Source organism: Nocardia sp. NPDC004168 (genome assembly GCF_040610355.1).
In the GTDB taxonomy this organism is placed as follows: Bacteria; Actinomycetota; Actinomycetes; order Mycobacteriales; family Mycobacteriaceae; genus Nocardia; species Nocardia sichangensis.
Genome location: NZ_JBEXME010000004.1, coordinates 293,051 through 316,700 on the forward strand (window position 1 = coordinate 293,051; position 23,650 = coordinate 316,700).

Genomic DNA, 23,650 nt, shown 5'->3' on the forward strand with positions numbered 1-23,650 from the left:
TGGCGTTGGCGACCGAGGGGCCAGGGACAACTGCCATGCGGCATCCAGAAAGTAAGCCCACCCAAAAAAACTTGGAGCGCGGCCGTCCCCCCGCACACACAAACACACATCATCGAGTAGCATCGTTCTCGTCGGCCCCTCCCCCCCGGGCCGACCCTACGCGGGCCTCGGCTAACTCCCCCCCTTCGCCGAGGCCCGCTCCCCATTTTCAGACCAGGTCAGACCCCTGTTCCCGCTTGGTCGTCGCCCGGTTCCACCGCCCGCCACGCGGCGGTGAGGCGTTGCGCGCGCACGCGCCCGGCGGTGGCGAGCAGTGGCCGGTCACGCTCCCACCGCTGCCGTGTCACGGGGTCGGCGGACTGCCAGAAAGGCTCGAGTTCGGCCAGCACGTCACCGAACGAATCGAAGACCCCGCCGAGGGCGATGTGCACCCCGGCAGCACCCGGCGCATCGATGTCCAGGCCGCGCACGGCGGCCACCAGTGTCAACAGTCGTTGCCGACTCGCGCGCGGCCACTGCGACACCCGAGCCAACCGCACCAGCCAGCCCAGCGTGGCGGCCAGCACGTGGATGTCCTCGATCGTCCGGAACGGCTTGAGGTAGTCCAGATATCCGTCACCGGGAAGCGGCAGCGCCGGCACGCCGGTCAGCACGACCGACGCATGCGGGACCTCGGGCGCGAACGACAGCGCGGGATGATCGGTCAGGCGCACGCCTGGTTCCCCCGTCTCGACCGTGCAGGCGCGCAACCGGTTCCGCCCGTCCGGCGCCGTGCCGACACTGGCGATCACCACCAGCTGTCGCGCGTAAGAGCCCATGGTCGCGAACGACTTGGTGCCGTCGAGCAGCCAGACCCCGTCCCGCTCGGTGAGCGTGGTGCGGATCGCGGCGGGGTGACCGCCGCCTTCCTCGGTGGCGCACATCGCGACCAGTTCGTCGTCCGGCAGGTCGGGAATCAGCGTCCGCAGCGCTTCCTGGTAACCGGACAGGAAGGCGAAGCCGAGCCGGTCGGCTCCGAAGCCGCCCGCGATCGACACCTCCACCGGCTGCTCGAAACGATTCGCCGCCACACGATGTCGCGTCCACGCCGCGGCGACGTCATCGAGCGGCGCGGCCGCCACCGGCTCGGTCAGCAGGAAGTCGAGCAGAGTATCCACCTCAGCACGGTAACCGAGCAGCGACTCGCTCGAGAGGGCTCGGTGCGGACGACGGCCCGCCGACCGGGGTGAAACGGCGCTTCGATATCGCGTGGGAGCATGCGTCGACGGAACGTGCCCGGAATGCCGGCGATCAATGAGCAACGGTCGGCCCTGCGTGGGCCGATTCCGTCGACGAGCCTGCTTGACTGAACTGCCGCGCCGTACCGGAAGGAGTTCGACCTGTGCCGGAACTGGAAGAAGATCGCAAGAAGGCACTTTTCGACTCCGAAGCCAGACTGTCCTGGGTGCTGGCGGCACTCGCCGGGCTGATCGGTGCGGCGGCGTTCATGCATACCGCCGGCTATTTCGTCACTTTCATGACGGGCAATACCGAACGGGCCGTCCTCGGGTACTTTCACGACGAATCGGACATGGGTTTGGCGGCCGCCGGATTGCTGATGTCCTTCCTGTCCGGTGTCGTGGTGGCCTCATGGTGCCGCAGACGCTACTGGTCCGGGCACCCACACGGGCCCACTCTGCTCACCACTGTCTGCCTGGCGCTGGCCTCGGCCGTCGACCTGCTCGAATACCAGACGTCCAGCAAGCCGATCGGTCTGCTGCCGATCTTGTTCGTCGCCTTCGGCGTCGGCGCGCTCAACACATCGTTCGTCCGCAACGGTGAGGTCTCCATACCGCTCAGCTACGTCACCGGGACGCTCGTCAAGCTGGGTCAAGGTGTCGAACGCCACCTCAGCGGTGGCGACTACGCGGACTGGCTCGGGTACTTCCTGCTCTATGCCGGTTTCTCGCTCGGCGCGCTGCTCGGCGGACTGCTGAGCCTGCTGGTCGCCGGCTGGGCCATGCTGATCACCGCGACAGTCGTGTGCCTGCTCGTCACCGGCTTCACCTATCTGCACCTGGATCGGCACGGTCCCCTCACACGGTAAGCCACCGCCGGGTGACCGCGGGACTTCGCGACTACCGTGGCCGCGTGCAGAATATCGAAGACGAAGCCGCCGCCTTCGCCGCGCTCGTCATGCAGCATCTGGCGGCGCTGGGCGAAACCGATGTCGAATACGACCCGGACGAGTTCGCGATACGGATCGGCGATTTTTTTCTCGACCTGCACAACATCTTTCGGGAAACGCGTGAGCTCGATGCCACGGAGCGCGATGCCCGGGTCGCACAGCACTGCGACGCCGTGCGTGAGCTACGCACCCCCGCACCGGGTTGGCCTTCGGTGCGGTCCATGCTGCGGCCGATATTGCGTCCCAACAGCTTCGGCGCAGGCGTCGAACCGGAGTCGCGGCCGATCGCTCGCTCCGCGTTTCCATTCGTGGACGAGATGGTGGCCATCGATTTGCCCCACACCCGATCGATCGTCACCTACGCGTCGTTGCGCGAATGGGATGTGAGTCCCGAGGAGGTTTTCGCGGCGGCGCGCGAGAATCTCGGCGCGATAGTGAGTTTCACCGACATAGAGGAAGACGGCATCCTGCAATTCGTCGACGACGGCGACGGCTACTGCACATCATGGCCGCTGTTCCCCGGCTGGCTCGCCGGTTCCGGCTTCGGAACCCGACCACCTGTCGCCTTCATGCCCGATGTCGACACGCTCATCATCGCGACCGGCGCGGACGATCTCGAGCCGATCTTCGAGGTGGTGGAAGAGCAGTATCGTGACGCGGCCCGGCCGGTCTCGCCACAGGGGTACACCGTGGACGACAGTGGCGCGGTCATTCCGCTCGATCGTTCGCCCGCGCACCGCCACCTGCCCGCCGTGCAGCGGGCCCGATGCGGTTTGGCGGTCACCGAATACGACGCGCAGGCTCAGATTCTCAACGAGATCGTCGAGCGCGATCTGGAATTCACGCCCTATGACCTCGAGTCCGCCTATGTCGGTTCGGTCATGTACGGCCATGGCGACAAGGGTCCCTTCACGATCACCGTCTGGGGGGAAGGTGTCGACTACTTGCTCCCGGAGGCCGACTACGTCGCCTTCTGCCGTGACGACCGAGGTGAACTGGAGCGTCTTTTCGAGGTCCCGTTCGATGCTGTCGTGGGACTGACCGGCCTCACTCCGGTCCCGGATCTCTCACCTCGCCGCTACGAAATCCGCCACTGGCCGGATGCCGAGACGCTGGCCGCACTGGAAGGGGCGGCGGTCTCTCCCTGACCTGCGAACTGCGGTGCGGCTGCACCAGAGGGAATCAGAATCGGCGGGCGCCTGTCACCGGCATCGAGGAGAGGGGGGAAGTGGTCACGCCCGTGCCGTATGTCGATGCGTGGATGACTTTGCCGTCGCCTGCGTAGAGGGCGGAGTGGCTTCCGCCGTAGAACGAGACCATGTCGCCGGGACGCAGTTCGTCGAGCGGTACCGGCGTTCCGGCGGCGAGCTGGTCGTAGCTGGTGCGTGGCAGCTCCACGCCGGCCTGCTCGTAGGACCACTGCACCAGCCCGGAGCAATCGAAGGAGTCCGGGCCGACGGCGCCATAGCTGTAATCGGAACCGAGTTTGGTTCGTGCCGCGTCGACGGCCATATCACCGGCGGTCCTCTGCGGAATCACCGCGGCGGGCGGAGTGGGCGCCCGAGGCATGATCTGCGGGAGGTCACCGAGGAAAGGGATCTCGATCTCCGGAAGCACGCCGATCAGTGGGATCTCGATCGCAGGCACAGTCGTCGGTAACGGCAGCTCGATTACGGGAATCTTCACCGAAACCGGGGACTCGATCGCCGGGCCGAGCGTGGCAGGCGCGATCTCGATCTGCGGAACCGGGGTACTCGCGATGTTCTCGATATCCGAGAACCCCGCGGTCACCGGAGATTCGGTGACGGGGAGTATGGCGTTGTTCAGGGGAATGTAGTCGGAAATCTCGAACGTTCCCACGCCCGGAATGGTCACCGGCTGGGCCGATGCCTCCCCTGCGTTGCACAACACGCCGATGAATGCGGCCGCTCCGGTGGCGAGTGCCCAGAGCACAGCACGTCGCAGGTAGCGGATATATCGGTCGTCGGTCGATGATGCCATGATGCGGTCCTCCGATGCTCATATCGCCGGCCTCCGGCGGAGCCATACGACGCCGCCATGCGTGGCGCGACGGACTTCACCAAAGACCTCGAATTGATTCGAAACATCACGGTGCTTCGTCAGTCCAGCGGATCCGATCCGAGTATTCACCTTTCGGCATAGTTTGCATCACGTAAAGCACAACACACCTTTATTTCCATAACGAAATAATAACTCGTTCCGGCACCCGCAACGATAATTCCGCGTCTCGCAATTCGTTCCCTCTGTACGCAATGACCCCGCAGGGAAAACATTCCGCTGCGGGGCCGTCGCCGACTGCGATTTCACGCGGTGATCTGTTCCTCGATCTGCTCGGCGATCGTACGGAGCTTGGCCGCGAATTCGCGCGCCGCGCGTGGGTCGTCGCTGGATCCTTTGACCACGCGCTTCGTCAGCGCCGCGAGCCGGGATTCCATGGCGGTGAAGATGTCGGCGGAGCGATCGGTCGGGTCGCCCGGCAGTTCGCCGCGCAGCCACGCTTGGAGACGCTCGACCACCACTTCTTCGTCATAGCGTTCGGGCAGCAGCGCCACCGCCTGCCGGAGCTTTCCCGCGGTGACCTTCACGTCGGCACCCGCCGCCACGGTGGTGTAGATGGTGACCGCAGCGTCTTCCCCGTATTCGGCCGCCACCGGCAGCAGTTCGCGGACCTGGCCCTCGTTGATCGCGGGCGCGACCGGCTGCAGCCGCGCGGCGAGCGGCCAAGCGCGAATCAGCTTGTGCGCGTACGACCGCTGCATATCCCACCGCTGTTCCACGTAGTCGTCGAACGTCTCGTGGCTGTCGCGGTAGAGCCTGCCGTCCCGCACGATCTGCAGCGCACGCCCGGCGGCCCAGAATGCGATCCGCAGCGTATCGATCGACGACTCGCACGCCGTCAACTGCGCCCGTTCTCGGTCGCTCAGGGGTCCGTCACCCGCGTCCGGCACCGGCATGGTCAAGACATTCGGGCTCACGGCCGGCTTCGACCGCCGCCATTCGGCGTCGCGCAGCGGGGACACCGGTGGCGTGTGCTCGGCGCCGTCGGATAGCGGATTCGCCCCGCCGATCGAACCCTTCCTGCGTTGTGGAGGCATCAGGCAGGCACCTCCAGCAGGGCGCGATACGCGCTCAGCAGCTCGTCGCCCACCTTGCGGTACTCGCCCAAATCCTCGATCGGATTCTCGGCGCCCTCCCCCACCTCCCCGTCGGCCGCCTCCCGATACCATTTCCAGGCGCTCAAATAGGAATCGAATACGTCGTAGCCCGCGCTTTCCAAATGGCCCCGCTGCGCACGGTATTCGGTCGAGACATTGACGCCTTTCTTCATGATCACCGGGACTTTGGTCATCAGCACCCGCACCCGGATTTCCCGGTCGGTGTCGGCCGCCGCCTCCTCGGCGGCTTTGAACGTACTCGGCACGCGTTTGACTTCCGACGGGCTCACACTCGTCAACAGCAACAGCTCGTCGCTCTCCGGAACAGCGGCCTTGAAGATATCGGCCGACTCACCCCCGGCGTCCACGATGATGACGTCGAAATCGGCGGCATTGTCCGTTATGCAGTCGCCGACATGCCGCGACGGGAACGCGACCAGATGGAACGGCACTTCGATGCCCCCCTTGACCAGCCGCCGGTACCAGGAGTAGCCGGTCTGGCTGAGCGGGTCGGCGTCGATCACCAGCACCCGCAGTTCGTGAACAGAAGCGAAGTAGCTCGCCAAGAAGAACGCTGATGTCGTTTTGCCGACACCGCCCTTGAGATTCCCCAGCGTGATGACCAGAGGTTCGGGCAATTCGAGTGGCGCAACAGAATTCGTCATTGACGTTCCTCCGAGGGTGAGGAGTGTATTACTGTGCCGGGCCAGTCTGGCACAGTATCGACGAATATCGTCTGATTGCGGCGCCTTGTCGCGGCTGTGCCGCTGCCGCTCTGTGTCCAATTGGACACAAAGGTTCCGGCTATCCGGCCGGAAATTTCACCACCCCGCCGGGACGGCGAGCCCGTGTTCCCGCTGCTGCCGACTCGAAATTCGTCGGGGGGACGCCCGTTATCCGTATCGGCCTCGAAGCTCGGGTGCGTACACCAACGCACCAGCGGTAGGCCGCCGCACCGGAACGAAGCGTTTCAGGTCATCAGTGGAGCCTAGGGGAATCGAACCCCTAACCCCTGCCTTGCAAAGGCAGTGCTCTGCCAATTGAGCTAAGGCCCCTCCCGGGATCAGCGGGTGGTCACCTCGTGCCACATGTCCGCGTCGCTGCGCTGGCGCAGCTTGGAGATGCCGAAGAGAACCAGAACCACGACACCGGCGGTGAGAAGAAGTTTCATGGTTTCCACCCTACTGCGGTGCCCGAAGCCCGCCCAGAAAGACCCGAGCCGGATCTATGATGGATTCGTCAAGACTGGAGCCGCTCTGTGTCTCGGCCAGTTATTGCCCGATCACCCCGACCGTGACGACGCCGCCGCCACCGATCAGGTCATCGAAGACCTGCTTCGGATGTTCGGCGTTCTGGCCGACGAGGCGGACGAGATCTGCTCACGCCCCCTGCCTTCCCTCGCCGAGGTGCTCGAGCGCGCCGCCGGACCGGGCGTCACCCGGGGCGCGGCCGACGGCGCTCGGCTTGACGCGACAACCTGCCGTTTTGACCATCTCAGCGGCGAGAAGGTAACGTTTTGCAGGCGTATGTACGCGCGGGGCCTTAGCTCAATTGGCAGAGCACTGCCTTTGCAAGGCAGGGGTTAGGGGTTCGATTCCCCTAGGCTCCACTCGTCGAAGGCTCATGCTCGCGGAGCGTGAGCCTTTTTCGTGTGGTTCCGGTGTGGACCGTTCAGTTCTCCGGCGGGAACTGCCCGTTCGCCTGCACGGTGGTGCCGTTCAGGGTGAATGTCACGACGCTCGGTCCTCCTTGCGGGCAGCACAGCGCGTCGTCCTTCAACGGCCAGCGGTACTGCACGGACACGGTGTCGCGGGTCTTGCCCAGAACTGTCGTGTACCCGTATGGCCGCGCGCTCGCGGTCCCGAGATACTTCCCGCCGGTGAAGAAGAGAACGTGTGTGCCGGGATGAATTCCCGGCCATTCCACAGTCATCCACGACAGCACCCCGGAACATCCTGCCGCGATGGGATCCTCGCTCGCCCCTTGGATCGTCCACGACCCGCCACCGGGCGGCGCGGCCAACGTGGCGACCGAGGACGCCGCGAGCGCCGAGTTGACGTCGAAGCACAGGCCGTGGCCGCTACCTTCCGGCGCCGACTGCGTAGCGGGAGACGAGGTCGCCGCAACGGATGGTTCCGGGACCGCGGTGGCCCCGGGAGCCGGTTGTTGCGCCGTCGCCGGCTGTGGTGCCCCTCCCGCTTGTGGTACCCCTCCCGGTTGTGGCGCCGCCCCCGGTTGTTCGCCGATCGCTGTTGTCCGCGTCGCCGCCGGACCCGCCGATGACGCGGTGGTCGTACTTCCCGCCGACGTCGCGGACCCGGCCGATGTGCTCGAGTCGGTCCCGCACGCGGCGGTTGCGACCACAACGGTGGCCGCGATCGACAGCACAGCCGATAGTCTGACGTTCATTGCGCACCCCTCGAAATTGCTGACCGAGCTTCGGTTTCGATATTCGTTCGGGCCGCGATCACCGGCGCGCCGAAGCGACGCGTTGCGGCATCGCAGCGCGACGAATGTTCTTGTCCCTCAACTGTTGTCAGAGATGTCGGACCGACCGCCCGCGGTGTTACAGGGGTGCGTCCAGCGGGAGTCTCCGGCCTGAACAGCAAGTGCCGATACGCGGAGACATCTCGGGCACGCGCGAGCCCTCCAGGAAATCGCCCAGGCCCAGAACACCGTCCCGCAGGAGATCATTCTGGGCCGGCGCAGCGTTCGGAGGGCGAACGGTCGTTGGATAACACCGCTGTAACGGCGGAAGTGGAGCCGCCGATGGACTTGGCGGTACGCCTGAGCGGACCGAAAACCTAAGAGAGAAAGGCAGATTCGACATGACTCGAATCACTCGGCTCACCATCGGCGCACTTTTGACCGTGGCTGTGCTGGCACCTGCCGCAACCGCGCAGGCGGAGACTTCGCAGCCCACTCCGTCTGTGTCCTCGATCGCCGCCGGCGACAGCGGCTCGGCGAGCGGTTCGTCGTCGGGAATCCTTTGCACCATCATCAAGCTGATGCTCATGAACCAGGGCCCCCAGTTCTGCCAGTAGAACCCCGAGAGCGCGGCCGGGATTTCGACGACCGACCGGCATGTGCGCAGGGCACCGGCGATTGCCGGACGACGGTGCCCCCGGCGGTCACGCCCAGGCGACATGACCCCGCTCTCACATGAATCGCTACCAACCAACGTTTCAGTTGTTTCAGATGTCCACACTGCGTGGAATCCTCGTCGGCGCGCTGATCAGTGCCGCGACCCTTGTCGGCGCCGGCGCCGCCACGGCCGAACCCCTTCCGCTCGAGGCCTTCACCCCGGCACCGACCGACTCCGTCGCTGGCGGGCTTTGTGACGCACACCCCGCCCTCGCCTTGTGGTGCTTCATCAGCCAATCGGCGTAGAAGTCCTTGACGCATCAGCGCCGAGTAGGCGGTGCGGTACTCGGCCCCTGGAGCGCGGGGTGAGGCAGCGGACGCGCCGGGTCTACAGGGAACGCGGCGAAGTTCGCTGAACGGCGGACAGCCGGTTGATGACGCAACGGTAGATCGGCTCGAGAGGACCGGAATGGCGCCTGACCTGGCACTGAGGGAGGTGGGCCTAGGAGGACTTGAACCTCCGACCTCTTCGTTATCAGCGAAGCGCTCTAACCGCCTGAGCTATAGGCCCGTAGTTTGTGTTGTTTGCATGAACAACGACGTGTAGAGACTACACAACACCTATCCACTGAACCAAAACGGCTGGTAGAAGCCTTAGCGAGGCGCACTTGCGGCGGCAGCGACAGCCGCTGTCCAGCGCCGCCGGTATGACAGTCCGTCAGGCGACAGCATCCACGAAAACGGCCGGCACTCTGCCCGTTGGGCGAGTACCGGCCGTCTGGACGTTCCGGGACTAGTCGGGGTCGGCCAGGGTGACCTGGATGCCGCCGACGAGGTCGCAGCACTGGTTGTAGATGAAGGTGCCGACGGTGCCGAGCGCGGTGAACAGCACGACGTTGATCAAGCCGATCACGCCCGCGTACCCGAACACGGTGCCCGCGTCGATCAGTCCCACCGAACCGCTGTCCTGGGACACCATGTCGGTGAACGTGTTGTTCAGCCGCTCCCACACGCCCATGCCCTCGAGCACGATGTACAGCAGGCCGACCGCCAGCATCCACACGAAGAACATCGCCACACTGATGACCAGCGAGATCTTCAGCGTCGACCAAGGGTCGATCCGACGGATCTGCACGGTGGCCCGCAGCGGCTCGCCGGAGGCGACCGCCGCGACCGCGACCGGAACCGCGGGCGAAACCGGCCCGGACTGCTGGCCCGCGGCTTCGGCCTGCGGCAGCGGATGCCGGATCTCGGACAGGTCCGGCATGTCCTTGATCAGTTCCGGCCGCGCGATGCTGCGGGTGGGGCCGTCGATGCCGACGGACTTCACCATCGCCGCTTCCTTGCGCGCCGCCTTGGCGGCCAAGTCGGCGGTGGTACGCGCGTTGGACGTGCTACCGCCGAGGCCGCCGCCCGCACCGCCCGAGGTCGGGCGGCCGGTGACCGGGGCCTGCCCCGGGCGGTACAGGTTGGACTGCGGCTCCCGCTGCGGCAGCTGCGCCCACCCATCCTGATACGGCGACTGCTGTCCGCCATTGGCGGCGCCCACCGGCTGCTTGTCCTCGCTCTCGGGCGCGGACTGCGGGGCCTGATTGGGGATCCGAGTCGTCTTCTGGTCGAAGCGATCCTGGCCGTCGCCTCCGGGCGCCTGGTCGAGCGCGCCCTGCTGCTGCGCGACCTGCGGATCGCGGATCTCGCGCGGCTGGTTGCCGCCGGGCTGGTTGCCCGGCTGGCCACCCGGATGACCGCCGGACTGCGGCCCGTTCGACTGGCCCTGCGGACCACCCGGCTGCGGCCCACCGGGATGGCCGCCACCAGGGTGACCGCCCGGCTGGCCGCCGCTCTGCTGGCCTTGACCGTTCTCGGCCGAGGCGACCGGCCGTGGGATCGGCCGCGGCGGAATCGGTGACGGTGCGATCCGCTCGGTCACACCGTTCGTCTGGTGCCGCTCGTCATTCGGCTGATTCGGAGTGGTCAATGGGAATCCTTAGATCCGTTCGTTGCCGCCGCTGTTGGGTTACTTCTCGGAGGAGCCGGTGTCGCCGCCACCGGAGACCTGATCGGGATCGGGCTCATCGGCATTGCGCGCGATCGCAAGCAAGGTATCGCCCTCGGCGAGGTTCATCAATCGCACGCCCTTGGTCTGTCGTCCAGCCTTACGAACCTGCTTAGCCGCCGTCCGGATGACGCCGCCCCCGGAGGTGATCGCATACAACTCATCTTCGTCGTCGACGATGAGCGCCCCGACCAGGGTGCCACGTTTCGCGTCGAACTGGATGGTCAATACACCTTTACCACCGCGGCCCTGCGCGGTGTACTCCTCGATCGCGGTCCGCTTCGCGTAACCGCCGGACGTGGCGACCAGCAGATATGTGCCGGCGCGGACCACGTTGAGCGACAACAACTCATCGCTGTCGTTGAACCGCATGCCCTGCACGCCGGAGGTGGCGCGCCCCATCGGACGCAACGCCTCGTCGGTGGCCGAGAACCGGATCGACTGGCCGAGCGCGGAGACCAGGAGCAGATCGTCGTCGGCCGAGCAGAGCACGGCGCCGACCAATTCGTCCTCGTCGCGCAGATTCACCGCGACGATGCCGCCGCTGCGGTTGGAGTCGAAGTCGGTCAGTTTCGACTTCTTCACCAGGCCGTTCTTGGTGGCGAGCACCAGGTACGGCGCGTCATCGTAGGACTTGATCTGGATGATCTGGGCGATCTTCTCGTCCGGCTGGAAGGCCAGCAGGTTGGCCACGTGCTGGCCGCGCGCGGTGCGGTTGGCCTCGGGCAGTTCATAGGCCTTGGCGCGGTAGACCCGGCCCTTGTTCGTGAAGAACAGCAGCCAGTCGTGCGTCGAGGTGATGAAGAAGTGCTTGACGATGTCGTCCTGCTTGAGGCCCGCGCCCTGCACGCCCTTGCCGCCGCGCTTCTGGCTGCGGTAGAGATCGGTCTTGGTGCGCTTGGCATAGCCGGTCTCGGTGATCGTGACGACCACGTCTTCGCGAGCGATCAGATCCTCGTCGGCCACGTCACCGTCCGCCGAGACGATCTGGGTGCGCCGATCGTCGCCGTACTTCTCCACGATCTCGGCCAGCTCGTCGCGCACGATCGCGCGCTGCCGCTCCGGCTTGTCGAGAATGTCCTTGTAATCGGCGATCTCGGCTTCGATCTTGGCCAGATCGTCGACGATCTTCTGCCGCTCCAGCGCCGAGAGCCGCCGCAGCTGCATGTCCAGGATCGCGGTCGCCTGGATTTCGTCGATGTCGAGCAGCTGCATCAGGCCGGTGCGCGCGGTGTCGGTGTTGGCCGAGCGGCGGATCAGCGCGATGACCTCATCGAGCGCATCGAGCGCCTTGACCAGGCCGCGCAGGATGTGCGCCCGCTCCTCCGCCTTGCGCAGCAAGTACCTGGTGCGCCGGACGATGACGTCCAACTGGTGGTTGACGTAGAACCGGATCATCTGGTCCAGGCGCAGCGTGCGCGGCACGCCATCGACGATGGACAGCATGTTGGCGCCGAAGCTGGTCTGCAGCTGGGTGTGCTTGTACAGGTTGTTCAGCACGACCTTGGCGACGGCGTCACGCTTGACCGTCACCACGATGCGCAGGCCGACGCGGTCGGAGGACTCGTCGTGGATGTCGGCGATCCCGGCGATCCTGCCGTCCTTGACCTGCTCGGCGATCGCGTTGATGAAGTTGTCGGTGTTGACCTGATAGGGCAGCTCGGTGATGACGATCGTGGTGCGGCCGCGATTGTCCTCCTCGATCTCCACGACACCGCGCATCTTGATCGAACCGCGGCCGGTGGTGTACGCGTCGTGGATGCCTTGGGTGCCTACGATCAGGCCCGCGGTCGGGAAGTCCGGGCCCTTGATCCGCTCCATGCACGCGGCGAGGGTGGCCTCCTCGTCGGCGGCGTGGTTGTCCAGCGCCCAGTAGATGGCGGCGGCGAGCTCGGTCAGGTTGTGCGGCGGGATGTTGGTCGCCATGCCGACCGCGATGCCGTTGCTGCCGTTCATCAGCATGTTCGGCACGCGGCTCGGCAGGACCACCGGTTCCTGCGTCTTGCCGTCGTAATTGGGGACGAAATCGACCGTCTCGTGGTCGATCTCGCGCAACATCTCCATCGCCAGCGGCGTGAGGCGGCACTCGGTGTAACGCATGGCCGCCGCGCCGTCGTTACCGCGGCTGCCGAAATTGCCCTGGCCGTCCACCAGCGGGTAGCGCATCGCCCACGGCTGCGCCATACGCACCAAGGTGTCGTAGATCGCCGAGTCGCCGTGCGGGTGGTAGTTACCCATCGTGTCCGACACCGGGCGCGCGGACTTCACGTATCCGCGATCAGGCCGGTACCCGTTGTCGTACATGGCGTAGAGAATGCGGCGATGTACCGGCTTGAGGCCGTCGCGCACCTCGGGTAGCGCGCGGCCGACGATCACGCTCATCGCGTAATCGATGTAGCTGTTCTGCATCTCCAGCTGGATATCGACCGGTTCGACGCGGTCGCCCGCACCGTCCGGCGGCAGGGTGATGTCGGTCATGAAGTCTCCTTAACGGGCTGACGTGCGAAAACTGCCGGGCGCCACCGCCATCGGCGGCGCCTCGGGCAGGTCACACGTCGAGGAAGCGGACGTCCTTGGCGTTACGGGTGATGAAGCTGCGGCGGGCCTCCACGTCCTCGCCCATCAGCACGCTGAACAACTCGTCGGCCGCGGCCGCGTCGTCCAACGTCACTTGACGAAGCACCCGGACACTGGGATCCATGGTGGTCTCCCAGAGTTCCTTCGGATTCATCTCGCCCAGGCCCTTGTAGCGCTGGATGCCGTCGTCCTTGTTGATCTTCTTGCCCGCGGCGAGACCGCGTTCCAGCAGGCCGTCGCGTTCCCGGTCGGAGTAGGCGAACTCCGGCTCGCTGCGCTGCCACTTCAGCTTGTACAACGGCGGCTGCGCCAGGTAGACGTGCCCGTGCTCGACCAGCGGGCGCATGAAGCGGAAGAGCAGGGTCAGCAGCAGCGTGGAGATGTGCTGGCCGTCGACGTCGGCGTCGGCCATCAGCACGATCTTGTGATACCGCAGCTTGCTGATGTCGAACTCGTCGTGGATGCCGGTGCCGAACGCGGTGATGATCGACTGGACCTCGTTGTTCTTGAGGACCTTGTCGATGCGCGCCTTCTCGACGTTGATGATCTTGCCGCGCAGCGGCAGGATCGCCTGGTACATCGAGTCGCGGCCGGACTTGGCCGAGCCGCCCGCGGAGTCGCCCTCCACGATGTAGATCTCGGACTTGCTCGGGTCCTTCGACCGGCAGTCGGCCAGCTTGCCGGGCAGTCCGCCCAGGTCGGTGGCGGACTTGCGGCGCACCAGCTCGCGGGCCTTGCGCGCGGCGACGCGGGCCTGCGCCGAGGACACCGCCTTGTTGACGATGGTCTTCGCGTCGGCCGGGTTGGCCTCGAACCAGTGGGTGAGGTGCTCGTTGCAGGTGCGCTGCACGAACGACTTCACCTCGGTGTTGCCCAGCTTGGTCTTGGTCTGGCCCTCGAACTGCGGCTCGCCGACCTTGACGCTCACGATGGCGGCCAGGCCCTCCCGGATGTCGTCACCGGTGAGGTTGCCGTCCTTCTCCTTGATGAGCTTCTTGTCCTTGGCGTACTTGTTGACCACAGTGGTCAGCGCCGCGCGGAAGCCCTCTTCGTGCGTACCGCCCTCATGGGTGTTGATGGTGTTGGCGAAGGTGTGCACCGACTCCGAGTAACCGGAGTTCCACTGCATCGCGACCTCGAGCTCGTGGCCGGTGCCCTTACCGGTGAACGCGACGACCGAGTTGTGGATCGGCTGCTTGGTCCGGTTGATGTGGCGGACGAAGTCCTCCAGACCGCCCGGGTAGTGGTAGGTCCGGGACTTCACCTTGTGCTCGGCGGGCGCGGCGGCGTCCTCGGCGTGCTTGGGCGCCTCGGCAGTCTCGCTGACCACCTCGTCGGTGATCTCGGTGTCGCTGACCCGCTCGTCGGTGAGGACGATGGTGAGGCCCTTGTTCAGGAACGCCATCTCCTGCAACCGGCGCGCGACGGTCTCGAAGTTGAAGGTGGTGGTCTCGAAGATGTCCGGATCCGGCCAGAAGCGGATGGTGGTACCGGTCCGCTTCGTCGGCTCGCCCTGGATGAGCTTGCCTGGCTTCGCGTCCTTGTATTCCTGGGTCCAGTGATAGCCACCGGTGTCGATCTCGGCCTCCAGCCGCGTCGACAGCGCGTTGACCACGGAGATGCCGACGCCGTGCAGACCACCGGACACCGCGTAGGACTCGGAGTCGAACTTGCCGCCCGCGTGCAGCTGGGTCATGACGACCTCGATGGTCGGGATACCCTGCGCGTGCATCTCCACCGGGATGCCGCGGCCGTCGTCGATCACTTCGACGCCGCCGTCGGCCAGCAGAGTGACCTCGACCTTCGTCGCGTATCCGGCCATCGCCTCGTCGACGGAGTTGTCGACGACCTCCCAGATCAGGTGGTGCAGACCGCGCTCACCGGTGGAGCCGATGTACATGCCCGGACGCTTGCGAACCGCCTCGAGTCCCTCGAGAACCGTGATGGAGGAGGCACCGTAGTCCTGCTTCCCGGTCGCTCTGGTCGAACCCGATGCGTTGGAGTCTTTGGCAGCCACTGGTCGGTAGCTCTCCTTACTTGCTGATCCCGGCATAGAGCGATCGGACAGCACACGTGGGGCCCTGGTGATGCCTGCTGGAGAATTAGGGTCCACGCGCGGACTGTGCGGAACGCGCCGAAGGTATCGCCGCTAGTTACGTCACCATCCTACTGGTACAGCCAACTTACAACCCACCTCCGACACCCCTCACGGCGGCGTGGATGCGAGAAATCGGAATTCGGTGACTCGGTTCCGCCTCCCGCCGGTTTCGATCCATCAGAAGTGGGCTGAGAGATGCGTTGGCAGGGCGACCCTTCGAGCGCCCGGGATCAGCGAGCGGCGTCGACCCGAGCGATGAACGCGGCGGTGTGGCGCGCCAGCTCCGCTGGGTGTGAGATCGGCGACCAGTGCCGCGCCGGGATCTCGACCCGGCTCAGATGCGGCACCCACCGGTCGGCCTCGGCGTTCACCACGGGCCGCACGGCGCGGTCGCCGGTGGCCACGATCAACTGGACGGGCACCTCGATCGGGCGCGGTCGGGGATGACGCAGGTGGGTCCGGATGTTCGCTCGATAGAGCTTCAGGTTGTTGACCATATCTGTGCGCAGCGTCGGCGCCGTCTCTACCAGCGCGGGGTCCAGGCCGTCGAAGAACGCGAGGAATCGCGGCCAGCGGCTGGCCAACACGCGCAGTGCCGGATCCGGCAGCTTGGGGATCTGGAAGGCGACGGTGTAGGCCGAGGCCACGGCTTGGGTCAGCGCGCCGCGCAGCCGCGCCGAGGTGAGCGGTCCACGCAGATAGGCGCCGAGGAAATCCAGATTCGGACCGGACACCGAGGTGAAGGACGCGATGACGGATGCGGCGTCCGTAGCGGCCACCAACTCCCACCCGATCACCGATCCCCAGTCGTGCCCGAGGACGTGCACCCGCTCACCGGGCGCGACCGCGGCGATGACCGCGCGGACATCCGCCGCGAGCTCTTCGATCCGGTAGGCCTCGACCGCTTCCGGCGCCGAACTGCTCCCCGCGCCACGGTTGTCGAAGGCGATCACGCGATGACGGCCGCCGAGCAGGCCCGCCACCCGGCTCCACAGCAGATGAGTATCGGGCCAACCATGGATCAGCAGTACCGGAACACCCTCGGGATTGCCGCACTCGTAGACCGCGAGCTCGACGTCGCCTCGGTGAACCGTCCGGGTCGCAGTCGCGGGGAACGGGCCGACCGAGGTGGTGATCGTCATCGAGATTCCTTCTGCGCGGACGCTTCGATCCGACGCCGCGGGCTTCCGATGGGACGTCGAACCGGGGCGTTCCACGTGAAACGCCTCGAATAAACGTAACACTCGGTATCAGATACTGGCCACCGTGGTCAGCCGTAGGTGTCGCGCGGTCCGCGACCTTTGATATGACGCTCGCCCTTGCGCCAGCTCGGCGCAGCGGGCCCCGAGATCTTCAGCGAGGTCACCACCCCCTGCCCGACCGCGGCATTGATCTTCGCGAGAATCTGGCTTTGCAGCATCCGCAGCTGCGTCGCCCAGGCGGTCGACTCGGCGGAGATACTCAATACGCCGTCCTTCAGGGTGACCGGTGTGGCGTGCGCGGCGATGTCCTCGCCGACCACGCCCGCCCAGCGACCGAAGACCATGCCCTCGGCGACTCGGTTCGACCAGCCGCGGCTCCTGGCGATGGAGCCGGCCAGCTTGGACAACAACTGTGGATCGCGATCGTCCGGACCCGCGCCCGACCATCCGGTTCGTCTGCGGCCACCCGTTCGCAGCCTGCGCTGAGGCGAGGAACGCCCCTGACCGACGGATTTTCCGCTCGCCCGTGCCGCCGCACGCGCTTCCTCCAGGGCACGCCGGGCCAGGTCGATTCCGCGCAGTTCGGGTTCCGGTCCGGTGGATTCGGCGGATCCGGGCTCCGGAGGCTGATCGCTCATCGCCCCTCTTTCTCCGCGTCCGATGATTTGTCCCCAGCTTCGATCGAGTTGTCCCCAGCCGTCGCACAAGGTTGCCTGCATCGAGAATCTCGCCTACTGCCTGCCGCAGGCAGCGGTTTGAACGCTCTGTTCCCCGCCCAAACTGGCTTTTTCCGGCAAAGTTCGATGACTTGCTCAGCTGTTGCTGGGTGAGGTTTCGGGGAAGCGGGCAAGCGTGACCGGACGAGTTTTCCACAGGTGTTGGGGAATCGGTCTCAACTGTTGAGAACTCGATCGACGATCCCGACGAGAGGTCACTGTAGTGGACCGGGGCGGTGTATGGCGATTCTGTCCACTTCGCCTGTGGATGGCTAGGGCGCCCGCGATTCCGTCGATCCGGTGACCGGATCACGTTCGCCCTCGGCTGCCGGAGGCGTGGCGTGGTCCTGCCGTTGTTTGCCGTCGAAACCTCCGCTGCCGGACCGATCCTCGGCGAGGATCCGCGAAACGCGGCCGTCGGGGCCACCCGCCGTCTCGACGCGCAGCGGCAGCGCGGCGAGTTCGCCGGGCACGTCCTCCGGCACGGCCGCTGTGATCAGCACTTGTTCCGCGCTCGCGGCGACGGCCGCCAGCGCGGCGCGGCGACGCCGGTCGAGCTCGGCGAACACGTCGTCGAGCAGCAGGACCGGTTCGGCGCCGGTGGCGCGCAGCAGCTCGAACGCGCCCAAGCGCAATGCCAGCGCGAACGACCAGGACTCGCCGTGACTGGCGAACCCCTTCGCGGGCGAATCGCCCAACATCAGGTCCAGGTCGTCGCGGTGCGGACCGATCAGGCAGACACCACGTTCGAGTTCCCTCGGACGCGCGGCGGCGAGTTCACGCAGCATGATCGCCGCGAGCTCCTCGGTGTCCTCCGGGCGTGGAGGCCTGGCCGGATCCAGGAACTCGGGGGGAAGCGCGGCGCTGCGATACGCGATCGACGCGGGCCGGGATTCGGGGGCGATCGACGCATAGGACTGGGCGAGATAGGGCGCGAGATCGTGCACCAAACGCAGCCGTTGGACGAGCAGGACGGACGCATGCTCGGCGAGGTGCCCGTCCCACACGTCCAGAGTGCTCAGGTCGGCCTTCGACCTGGCGTGCCGCCCAGCGGTTTTCAACAGCGCCGAGCGCTGGCGCAGCACCCGGTCGTAGTCGCTGCGGACCGCGGCCAGCCGGGGGAGGCGACTTGTGCACAACTCGTCCATGAATCGACGGCGTTCCCCGGGATCGCCGCGGACCAGAGCGAGATCCTCCGGGGCGAACAACACCGTCTGCAGGATCCCCAGGATCTCCCGGGTCCGGCGGACCGGCGAGCGGTTGATCTGCGCGCGGTTCGCACTGCCCTGATTCAGCTCGACATCGATGCGCAGCTCGCGGCCGGCGTTGACCACCGTGGCGCCGATCCGGGCGCGCTCGGTCCCGGTCCGGATCAACGGAGCTTCCGTGGCGACGCGATGCGACCCGAGCGTGGCCAGGTAGCCGATCGCTTCCAGCAGGTTCGTCTTGCCGTTGCCGTTCGATCCCAAGAAAACGGTTCGACCTGGGGATAAATCCAGTTCGGCATGCTCCCACGAGCGGAAGTCACGCAGCGACAGAGCTCGGACGAACATCCGCTATCGCGCCCCTGCCTGCGTCGAAGCGGACATTTCCGCCGGTGGAAGCATTGCTGGCGCGTCCTGCGCATGCCGCTCGGCGAGCCATACCCCTGTGGAACACCTGTGGATAAAGTGGATCCTCCGCTTTGCGGCGACCGATTTCTCTGCCGTCGCTGGGAATTCTCCAGCGACAGCACCGCTCACCCGCGCTGGATCACGCGGAGCGGATCCGCCGGGAACCAGATCGTGCACAGGCGATCAGCCCGGGAGCCGGACCGGCATCAGCAGATAGATGTACGGGCTCGACAGCGCCGCGAACGTCCCCGAGTCGAGTACCTCGGGCTCTTCCTCCGACGCGGGCAGCAGCACGGCGGGCCTGCTCGGCGTGGTGAAGCCGAAGGTGACCCGGTCGGCGTGCAGCGCGGACAGGCCGTCGATGAGATAACCGGGATTGAACGCGATGGTCAGGGATTCGCCGCGGAAATCCGCCTCCAGCCACTCCTCGGCCCGGCCGGCATCGTCGCCGCCCGCCGACAGCAGCAGGCCGTCGGCGGAGAACTCCAGCCGCACCTGCGCGCCGCGTTCGGCGACCAACGCGACGCGCTTGATGGCGTCGGTGAGCGCGGCGACGGCCAGGGTGGCGATCGAGGTGTGCTCCTTGGGGAGCAATTGGCGGAACTTGGGGAATTCCGCGTCCAGCAGGCGGGTGGTGGTCCGGCGGCCCGCGTTCACGATGCCGAGCAGGCCGTCCGACCCCGCACCGGTGCCAAGGGACAGCTGGACGGGCGCGTCGGAGGGTCCGAGCGTCTTGGCGGCCTCCGACAGCGTCCTGGCCGGAATGAGTACCGAAGTCTCGATATCTGCGCGTGCGGGCTGCCATTCGATGTGCCGGACGGCGAGGCGGAACCGGTCGGTGGCCGCGAGCACGACCTGCGATCCCTCGATCTCCACCCGGATACCGGTCAGCATGGGCAAGGTGTCGTCGCGGCCGGCGGCGACGGCGACCTGACCGACCGCCTCGGCGAAGACATCCACGCTCAGTGCACCGGTCTGCTGAGGCACCTCGGGAAGTTGGGGATAATCCTCCACCGGCATGGTCGGCAGGGAGAACTTCGCGCTGCCACAGGTGATCAGCACGCGCGTGCCGTCGACGGAGACGTCGACGGGCTTGTTGGACAGCGCCTTGGTGATGTCGGCGAGCAGACGACCGGAGACCAGCACCTGCCCGGGACCCGCGACCTCGGCCGCGACCCGTACCTGTGCGGAGACCTCGTAGTCGAAGCCGGAGACGGTCAAGCCGTCCTCGTCGGCGACCAGCAGCACACCGCCGAGTACCGGAACCGGCGGCCGGGACGGAAGACTGCGCGCCACCCAGGCGACGGACTCGGCGAAATCCTCGCGGGCGACCCGAAACTTCATGCTTGCAAGCTCCATCGCCCGATCTGTCCTCTCCCGGTTCCGTGATCTGTTGTCGGCTCGTCAGTGTCGGTGCTCGAAAGGGTCCTGCCGAATCGGCCGCCTTCGAAGTCTGGCACAGGCGACCGACATCAAACCGTACCCGCGCGAGGGACATGCACCTAGCCCGACCCTCCGGTGCCGCCGATGGCCGAGCCACGAGCGGACGCGAGCGGGGCGGCGAGGGAGATCGGGCCGGGCGTGCGGTGGTCGGGCGGACGCCGCCGGCGATCGGTCGTCGGGACGGGTGATCCCGCTCCGGGTCGGTCCCTCTTCCTTGCCGGAAACCGGGAGCGGACGGCGAAGTGCGTCGCTCGACCGACTTTCCACACACCCTGTTTTGAAGAGAGATCTCTAATGAAAAGAACTGAAGTAGTAGTAGGCGCTGTGGATTCTGTGGACTGCGGCCGAAACCGCTGTTCAGGGGGCGTGGTGCCGTGGGGATGGCCATGGAGTGTCTCGAGGATGAACACGAGGCGTCTGTGGAGGTTCCGTGGTTGTCCCCGATTCATCCTCGAGCGCTCCTCGAGTTGTTCCACCGGATTCACCCGGTTGTTCACACATGTGCACGAGATCGTGGACAGCTCGAGGAATCCTCGAGGACTCCACACGGACTCCTCGAGGATTCCACAAGGCCCGATCCGGACACTCCCCTGGTCAGCGGCTGTGCGCAACTCTGCCTGGGGAAACTGTTGAATTCGCCCTGTGAGTGAACTCGAGGGCGCGGTTGCCTCGACCTGTGTACGGATCCGTGGACAAACCGGTGGATTCCTCGAGGACTCCACAAGGATTCCTCGAGGAATCCACAACCCACAAAAAAGCACCGCCCCAGGTCAGGGGCGGTGCTCAGATGTGGATAGCGCTCAGCGGGAGCGCTGCTTGATCCGGGCTGTGAGTTCTTGCACCTGGTCGTAGACGCGGCGCCGCTCGGTCATCTCCTTGCGTACCTTCTTCTCCGCGTACATCACCGTGGTGTGGTCGCGGCCGAATGCCTGGCCGATCTTCGGCAGGGACAGGTCGGTCAACTCGCGGCAGAGGTACATGGCGATCTGCCTGGCTTGGGCCAGCGGCCGCGCCTTACCTGGACCGGTGAGTTCTTCGAGTGTGGTGTTGAAGTACTCCGCCGTGACGGCCATGATCGTGGCCGCGTTGATCTCCAGGGCCGCGGTGTCCGGCATCAGATCGCGCAGCACCACTTCCGCCAGCGGAAGGTCCAGCGGCTGGCCGTTCAACGAGGCGAACGCGGTCACCCGGATCAGCGCGCCCTCCAGCTCGCGGATGTTGCGCTCCACCCGGCTTGCGATCAGTTCCAGCACGTCGTGCGGTACGTCGAGCCGGTCCATCCGCGCCTTCTTCCGCAGGATGGCGATGCGTGTCTCCAGCTCCGGCGGCTGTACGTCGGTGATCAGTCCCCATTCGAATCGGGTCCGCAGCCGCTCTTCGAGTGTGGCCAGTTGCTTGGGCGGACGATCCGAGGAGACGACAATCTGCTTGTTGGCGTTGTGCAGGGTGTTGAAGGTGTGGAAGAACTCCTCTTGGATGCCTTCCTTGCCCTCGATGAACTGGATGTCGTCGACCAACAGGATGTCGGTCTCGCGGTAGCGGCGCTTGAACGCGACCTTGCGGTCGTCACGCAGGCTGTTGATGAAGTCGTTGGTGAACTCTTCGGTCGAGACGTACTTGACCCGCATGCCGGGGAAGAGACGCTGTGCGTAATGGCCGGCCGCGTGCAAGAGATGGGTCTTGCCCAACCCCGATGCGCCCCAGACGAACAACGGGTTGTAGGCCCGAGCCGGGGCTTCGGCGATGGCGACGGCCGCGGCATGCGCGAAGCGGTTGGACGCGCCGATGACGAAGGTCTCGAAGGTGTACTTCGCGTTCAGACTTGCCGAGGACGTCGACGGAGCGGGTGCTTCCTGTGACTTGGCGAAGTAAGTGGGCCAGGAGTTGCGGACGTTCACCACGGGCTCGTCGTCCTGGTCGCGGTCACCTACCGGCTCACGCACCGGATCGTGCGCCAAGCCCGTGTCGTCGTCGGTGGTCTCGCGCATCGGCGCGCGCAGCGGGCCGCGCACACCGCTCGGCGACGGCTCCGGATTGAACAGTGACTCTTGCCCCGGAGGGATGGCGGGCTCTCGCCGCGGCGGAAGCCCGGGTTCGCGGCGCGGCGCGGCGTCGGGCCCGGACATCATGGGCAGCTCGGCCGTCGTGGCGTACTCACCGCGCGGTGGATAGTCGGCGTGCGCGTACTCCGGCTGGCGGTACTCCTCCGGCGGCGCGAAGTCCTGCCCGTATTCGGTGCCCGGGTAGTCGGAGCCGTCGTGGTACGCGGGCGCCGCAGGAAAGTCGGTGGGCTGTGCATAACGTGGCCCCGGGTAGGCATCGCGACCGGGAAACTCCGAACCCGGGTAGGCGGCGGGAGCACGGCCCTCTCGGTTGCGCTCCGGCCTGCTCGTCATCCGCGCGTGCCGCGGCGTGTTGGTCTGCCGGTCGACGGTCGGGGTGGTCGGGGCGGCGATGCGAACGCCGAGCCCTTCCACCTGAGGCCCGAGCCGACGGCCGAGGGAACGGAGGATGGGCTCGCGCAGATCGCGTTCGATGGCCTCCTGGGCCAGCGACGAGGGCACGGAGAGCAGCGCGAACCCCTGTGCGACCGTCAGCGGCTTGACCAGCTTCAGCCAAGCCTGCTGTGCTCGGGTCACCGGAGGAATAGCGCCGTCGGGCGACCCGGTGGTCAGCTCGGTGACAACCTCGGGCCACACCGTGGCCAGCACGTTCTGCTCGTCGTCCATGCAGTTTCCTCCCCGGAGTAGGTCGATAGGAGCAGACGGCCGGGGCACGCGTGGAATGTGATGCTCGGGATGGATCCCGTGATCCTGCGTACGTCCGTAACCGGTTCGGACGCTGCCCGGGTCCCCCATCTGGACAGCGGCGTGGCACCGTCGGCCCTACGAATATGCCACTCCAGGGGTCTTTCCACACAATTATCCACAGATGTGGAGAACCCTCGGGAACTGTGAAACGCGCGTACGCGCGGGAAGGGCAACGCCACGACCTGGGGTTCTGCAGCAATCGCCTGGCTACGTACCTTAGTGGTGCGGGGTGCGCGATGGCTAGGGGTGTGGACGAACTCACGGTCATTGCCAGAATGCCTGAATCCGGCGAGCCGATTCCGCCTGGTCGCTGGGGGCGAGCGAAGCGATGGGGCGAGTTTGACCCGCCCCGAGCCGATCAGTACCCTCGTACAGTCACCCCTTGGTGCGGTGGCGGTCTTGTGCTGACCGCGTTTAGGTCGTGATCGACCGACTGTGCGCCAGGACCGACGCGCGCCGATGATGACCAGACCCGCGATTCATTCGCGCAATATACGTATCACCGACAAGCTTCGGGCACTACCTGGTGCCCGCCTACTCGAGGAGTGTTGACCGTGGCCAAGGGCAAGCGGACGTTCCAGCCGAACAACCGTCGTCGGGCGCGGGTTCACGGCTTCCGCCTCCGGATGCGCACCCGTGCGGGCCGCGCCATCGTGTCGGCGCGTCGCCGTAAGGGCCGCGCCTCCCTCACTGCCTGATCCTCGCTCT

17 protein-coding genes, 3 tRNA genes and 2 pseudogenes are annotated in these 23,650 nt (G+C 66.2%); 7 read left to right on the top strand and 15 right to left on the bottom strand.

Going from position 1 to position 23,650, the window contains the following annotated elements:
- Positions 1 to 218: 218 nt before the first annotated feature.
- Positions 219 to 1,157, bottom strand: coding sequence for an acyl-CoA dehydrogenase family protein (locus tag ABZW96_RS10775; protein ID WP_355073405.1), 939 nt, complete (start codon positions 1,155 to 1,157; stop codon positions 219 to 221).
- Positions 1,158 to 1,381: 224 nt separating this feature from the next.
- Between ABZW96_RS10775 and ABZW96_RS10780 the strand changes: the two genes are divergently transcribed.
- Both ABZW96_RS10780 and ABZW96_RS10785 read left to right on the top strand, forming a co-directional pair.
- Complete coding sequence (locus ABZW96_RS10780) at positions 1,382 to 2,086, top strand: YoaK family protein (RefSeq protein WP_355073406.1); 705 nt, start codon at positions 1,382 to 1,384, stop codon at positions 2,084 to 2,086.
- A gap of 44 nt (positions 2,087 to 2,130) precedes the next feature.
- On the top strand, positions 2,131 to 3,315 hold the full coding sequence (locus ABZW96_RS10785; RefSeq protein ID WP_355073408.1) for a hypothetical protein: 1,185 nt from the start codon (positions 2,131 to 2,133) through the stop codon (positions 3,313 to 3,315).
- A 34-nt stretch (positions 3,316 to 3,349) separates the two neighbouring features.
- Here ABZW96_RS10785 and ABZW96_RS10790 read toward each other — a convergent pair whose 3' ends face one another.
- From ABZW96_RS10790 to ABZW96_RS10805, 4 genes are all read right to left on the bottom strand, one after another.
- Positions 3,350 to 3,814, bottom strand: coding sequence for a C40 family peptidase (locus ABZW96_RS10790; RefSeq protein WP_355073761.1), 465 nt, complete (start codon positions 3,812 to 3,814; stop codon positions 3,350 to 3,352).
- A gap of 677 nt (positions 3,815 to 4,491) precedes the next feature.
- A complete protein-coding gene (locus tag ABZW96_RS10795) occupies positions 4,492 to 5,283 on the bottom strand; it encodes a hypothetical protein (RefSeq protein ID WP_355073410.1) in 792 nt (263 codons plus the stop codon).
- Complete coding sequence (locus tag ABZW96_RS10800; RefSeq protein ID WP_355073412.1) at positions 5,283 to 6,128, bottom strand: ParA family protein; 846 nt, start codon at positions 6,126 to 6,128, stop codon at positions 5,283 to 5,285. The genes ABZW96_RS10795 and ABZW96_RS10800 overlap by 1 nt, the downstream gene beginning before the upstream one ends.
- 197 nt (positions 6,129 to 6,325) lie before the next feature.
- Positions 6,326 to 6,398 (bottom strand) — tRNA-Ala (locus tag ABZW96_RS10805).
- Positions 6,399 to 6,590: 192 nt separating this feature from the next.
- Here ABZW96_RS10805 and ABZW96_RS10810 point away from each other — a divergent pair.
- Positions 6,591 to 6,737, top strand: a pseudogene (locus tag ABZW96_RS10810) (TetR/AcrR family transcriptional regulator); the annotation flags it as partial.
- Positions 6,738 to 6,879: 142 nt separating this feature from the next.
- A tRNA-Ala gene (locus ABZW96_RS10815) sits at positions 6,880 to 6,952 on the top strand.
- Positions 6,953 to 7,014: 62 nt separating this feature from the next.
- Here the strand turns inward: ABZW96_RS10815 and ABZW96_RS10820 are convergent.
- A complete protein-coding gene (locus tag ABZW96_RS10820) occupies positions 7,015 to 7,275 on the bottom strand; it encodes an LppP/LprE family lipoprotein (RefSeq protein WP_355073414.1) in 261 nt (86 codons plus the stop codon).
- A gap of 896 nt (positions 7,276 to 8,171) precedes the next feature.
- Between ABZW96_RS10820 and ABZW96_RS10825 the strand changes: the two genes are divergently transcribed.
- Both ABZW96_RS10825 and ABZW96_RS10830 read left to right on the top strand, forming a co-directional pair.
- Complete coding sequence (locus ABZW96_RS10825; RefSeq protein ID WP_355073416.1) at positions 8,172 to 8,387, top strand: hypothetical protein; 216 nt, start codon at positions 8,172 to 8,174, stop codon at positions 8,385 to 8,387.
- A 154-nt stretch (positions 8,388 to 8,541) separates the two neighbouring features.
- Positions 8,542 to 8,733, top strand: a complete 192-nt coding sequence (locus tag ABZW96_RS10830; protein WP_355073417.1) for a hypothetical protein — start codon at positions 8,542 to 8,544, stop codon at positions 8,731 to 8,733.
- Between the two features lie 191 nt (positions 8,734 to 8,924).
- On the opposite strand, the gene ABZW96_RS10835 is transcribed toward ABZW96_RS10830, so the two are convergent.
- The 9 genes and pseudogenes from ABZW96_RS10835 to dnaA all read right to left on the bottom strand — a co-directional run bounded on the left by ABZW96_RS10835 (position 8,925) and on the right by dnaA (position 22,861).
- Positions 8,925 to 8,998 (bottom strand) — tRNA-Ile (locus ABZW96_RS10835).
- A 222-nt stretch (positions 8,999 to 9,220) separates the two neighbouring features.
- Complete coding sequence (locus ABZW96_RS10840) at positions 9,221 to 10,405, bottom strand: DUF3566 domain-containing protein (protein ID WP_355073419.1); 1,185 nt, start codon at positions 10,403 to 10,405, stop codon at positions 9,221 to 9,223.
- Positions 10,406 to 10,444: 39 nt separating this feature from the next.
- Positions 10,445 to 12,961: a DNA gyrase subunit A gene (gene gyrA, locus ABZW96_RS10845; protein WP_355073421.1), complete on the bottom strand. Its 2,517-nt coding sequence runs from the start codon at positions 12,959 to 12,961 to the stop codon at positions 10,445 to 10,447.
- Positions 12,962 to 13,031: 70 nt separating this feature from the next.
- Positions 13,032 to 15,077 (bottom strand): DNA topoisomerase (ATP-hydrolyzing) subunit B, encoded by a 2,046-nt coding sequence (gene gyrB, locus ABZW96_RS10850; RefSeq protein ID WP_355073422.1) that lies wholly within the window; start codon positions 15,075 to 15,077, stop codon positions 13,032 to 13,034.
- A gap of 311 nt (positions 15,078 to 15,388) precedes the next feature.
- Positions 15,389 to 16,300, bottom strand: a complete 912-nt coding sequence (locus ABZW96_RS10855) for an alpha/beta fold hydrolase (RefSeq protein ID WP_355073424.1) — start codon at positions 16,298 to 16,300, stop codon at positions 15,389 to 15,391.
- Between the two features lie 128 nt (positions 16,301 to 16,428).
- Positions 16,429 to 16,998: a DUF721 family protein gene (locus tag ABZW96_RS10860; RefSeq protein WP_355073426.1), complete on the bottom strand. Its 570-nt coding sequence runs from the start codon at positions 16,996 to 16,998 to the stop codon at positions 16,429 to 16,431.
- Positions 16,999 to 17,501: 503 nt separating this feature from the next.
- Positions 17,502 to 18,629, bottom strand: a pseudogene (gene recF / locus ABZW96_RS10865) (DNA replication/repair protein RecF); the annotation flags it as partial.
- Between the two features lie 243 nt (positions 18,630 to 18,872).
- Positions 18,873 to 20,048, bottom strand: a complete 1,176-nt coding sequence (dnaN, locus tag ABZW96_RS10870; protein WP_355073428.1) for a DNA polymerase III subunit beta — start codon at positions 20,046 to 20,048, stop codon at positions 18,873 to 18,875.
- Positions 20,049 to 20,932: 884 nt separating this feature from the next.
- On the bottom strand, positions 20,933 to 22,861 hold the full coding sequence (gene dnaA, locus ABZW96_RS10875) for a chromosomal replication initiator protein DnaA (RefSeq protein ID WP_355073430.1): 1,929 nt from the start codon (positions 22,859 to 22,861) through the stop codon (positions 20,933 to 20,935).
- Between the two features lie 635 nt (positions 22,862 to 23,496).
- Between dnaA and rpmH the strand changes: the two genes are divergently transcribed.
- A complete protein-coding gene (gene rpmH, locus ABZW96_RS10880) occupies positions 23,497 to 23,640 on the top strand; it encodes a 50S ribosomal protein L34 (protein WP_006550910.1) in 144 nt (47 codons plus the stop codon).
- The last annotated feature ends 10 nt before the right edge of the window (positions 23,641 to 23,650 follow it).

What these genes read in the sequence shown, in the direction of transcription:
- ABZW96_RS10795 (WP_355073410.1), bottom strand. Translation starts at nt 5,283, where the DNA reads ATGCCTCCACAACGCAGGAAGGGTTCGATCGGCGGGGCGAATCCGCTA.
- ABZW96_RS10820 (WP_355073414.1), bottom strand. Translation starts at nt 7,275, where the DNA reads ATGACTGTGGAATGGCCGGGAATTCATCCCGGCACACACGTTCTCTTC.
- ABZW96_RS10825 (WP_355073416.1), top strand. Translation starts at nt 8,172, where the DNA reads ATGACTCGAATCACTCGGCTCACCATCGGCGCACTTTTGACCGTGGCT.
- ABZW96_RS10830 (WP_355073417.1), top strand. Translation starts at nt 8,542, where the DNA reads ATGTCCACACTGCGTGGAATCCTCGTCGGCGCGCTGATCAGTGCCGCG.
- gyrA (WP_355073421.1), bottom strand. Translation starts at nt 12,961, where the DNA reads ATGACCGACATCACCCTGCCGCCGGACGGTGCGGGCGACCGCGTCGAA.
- ABZW96_RS10855 (WP_355073424.1), bottom strand. Translation starts at nt 16,300, where the DNA reads ATGACGATCACCACCTCGGTCGGCCCGTTCCCCGCGACTGCGACCCGG.
- ABZW96_RS10860 (WP_355073426.1), bottom strand. Translation starts at nt 16,998, where the DNA reads ATGAGCGATCAGCCTCCGGAGCCCGGATCCGCCGAATCCACCGGACCG.
- dnaN (WP_355073428.1), bottom strand. Translation starts at nt 20,048, where the DNA reads ATGGAGCTTGCAAGCATGAAGTTTCGGGTCGCCCGCGAGGATTTCGCC.
- dnaA (WP_355073430.1), bottom strand. Translation starts at nt 22,861, where the DNA reads ATGGACGACGAGCAGAACGTGCTGGCCACGGTGTGGCCCGAGGTTGTC.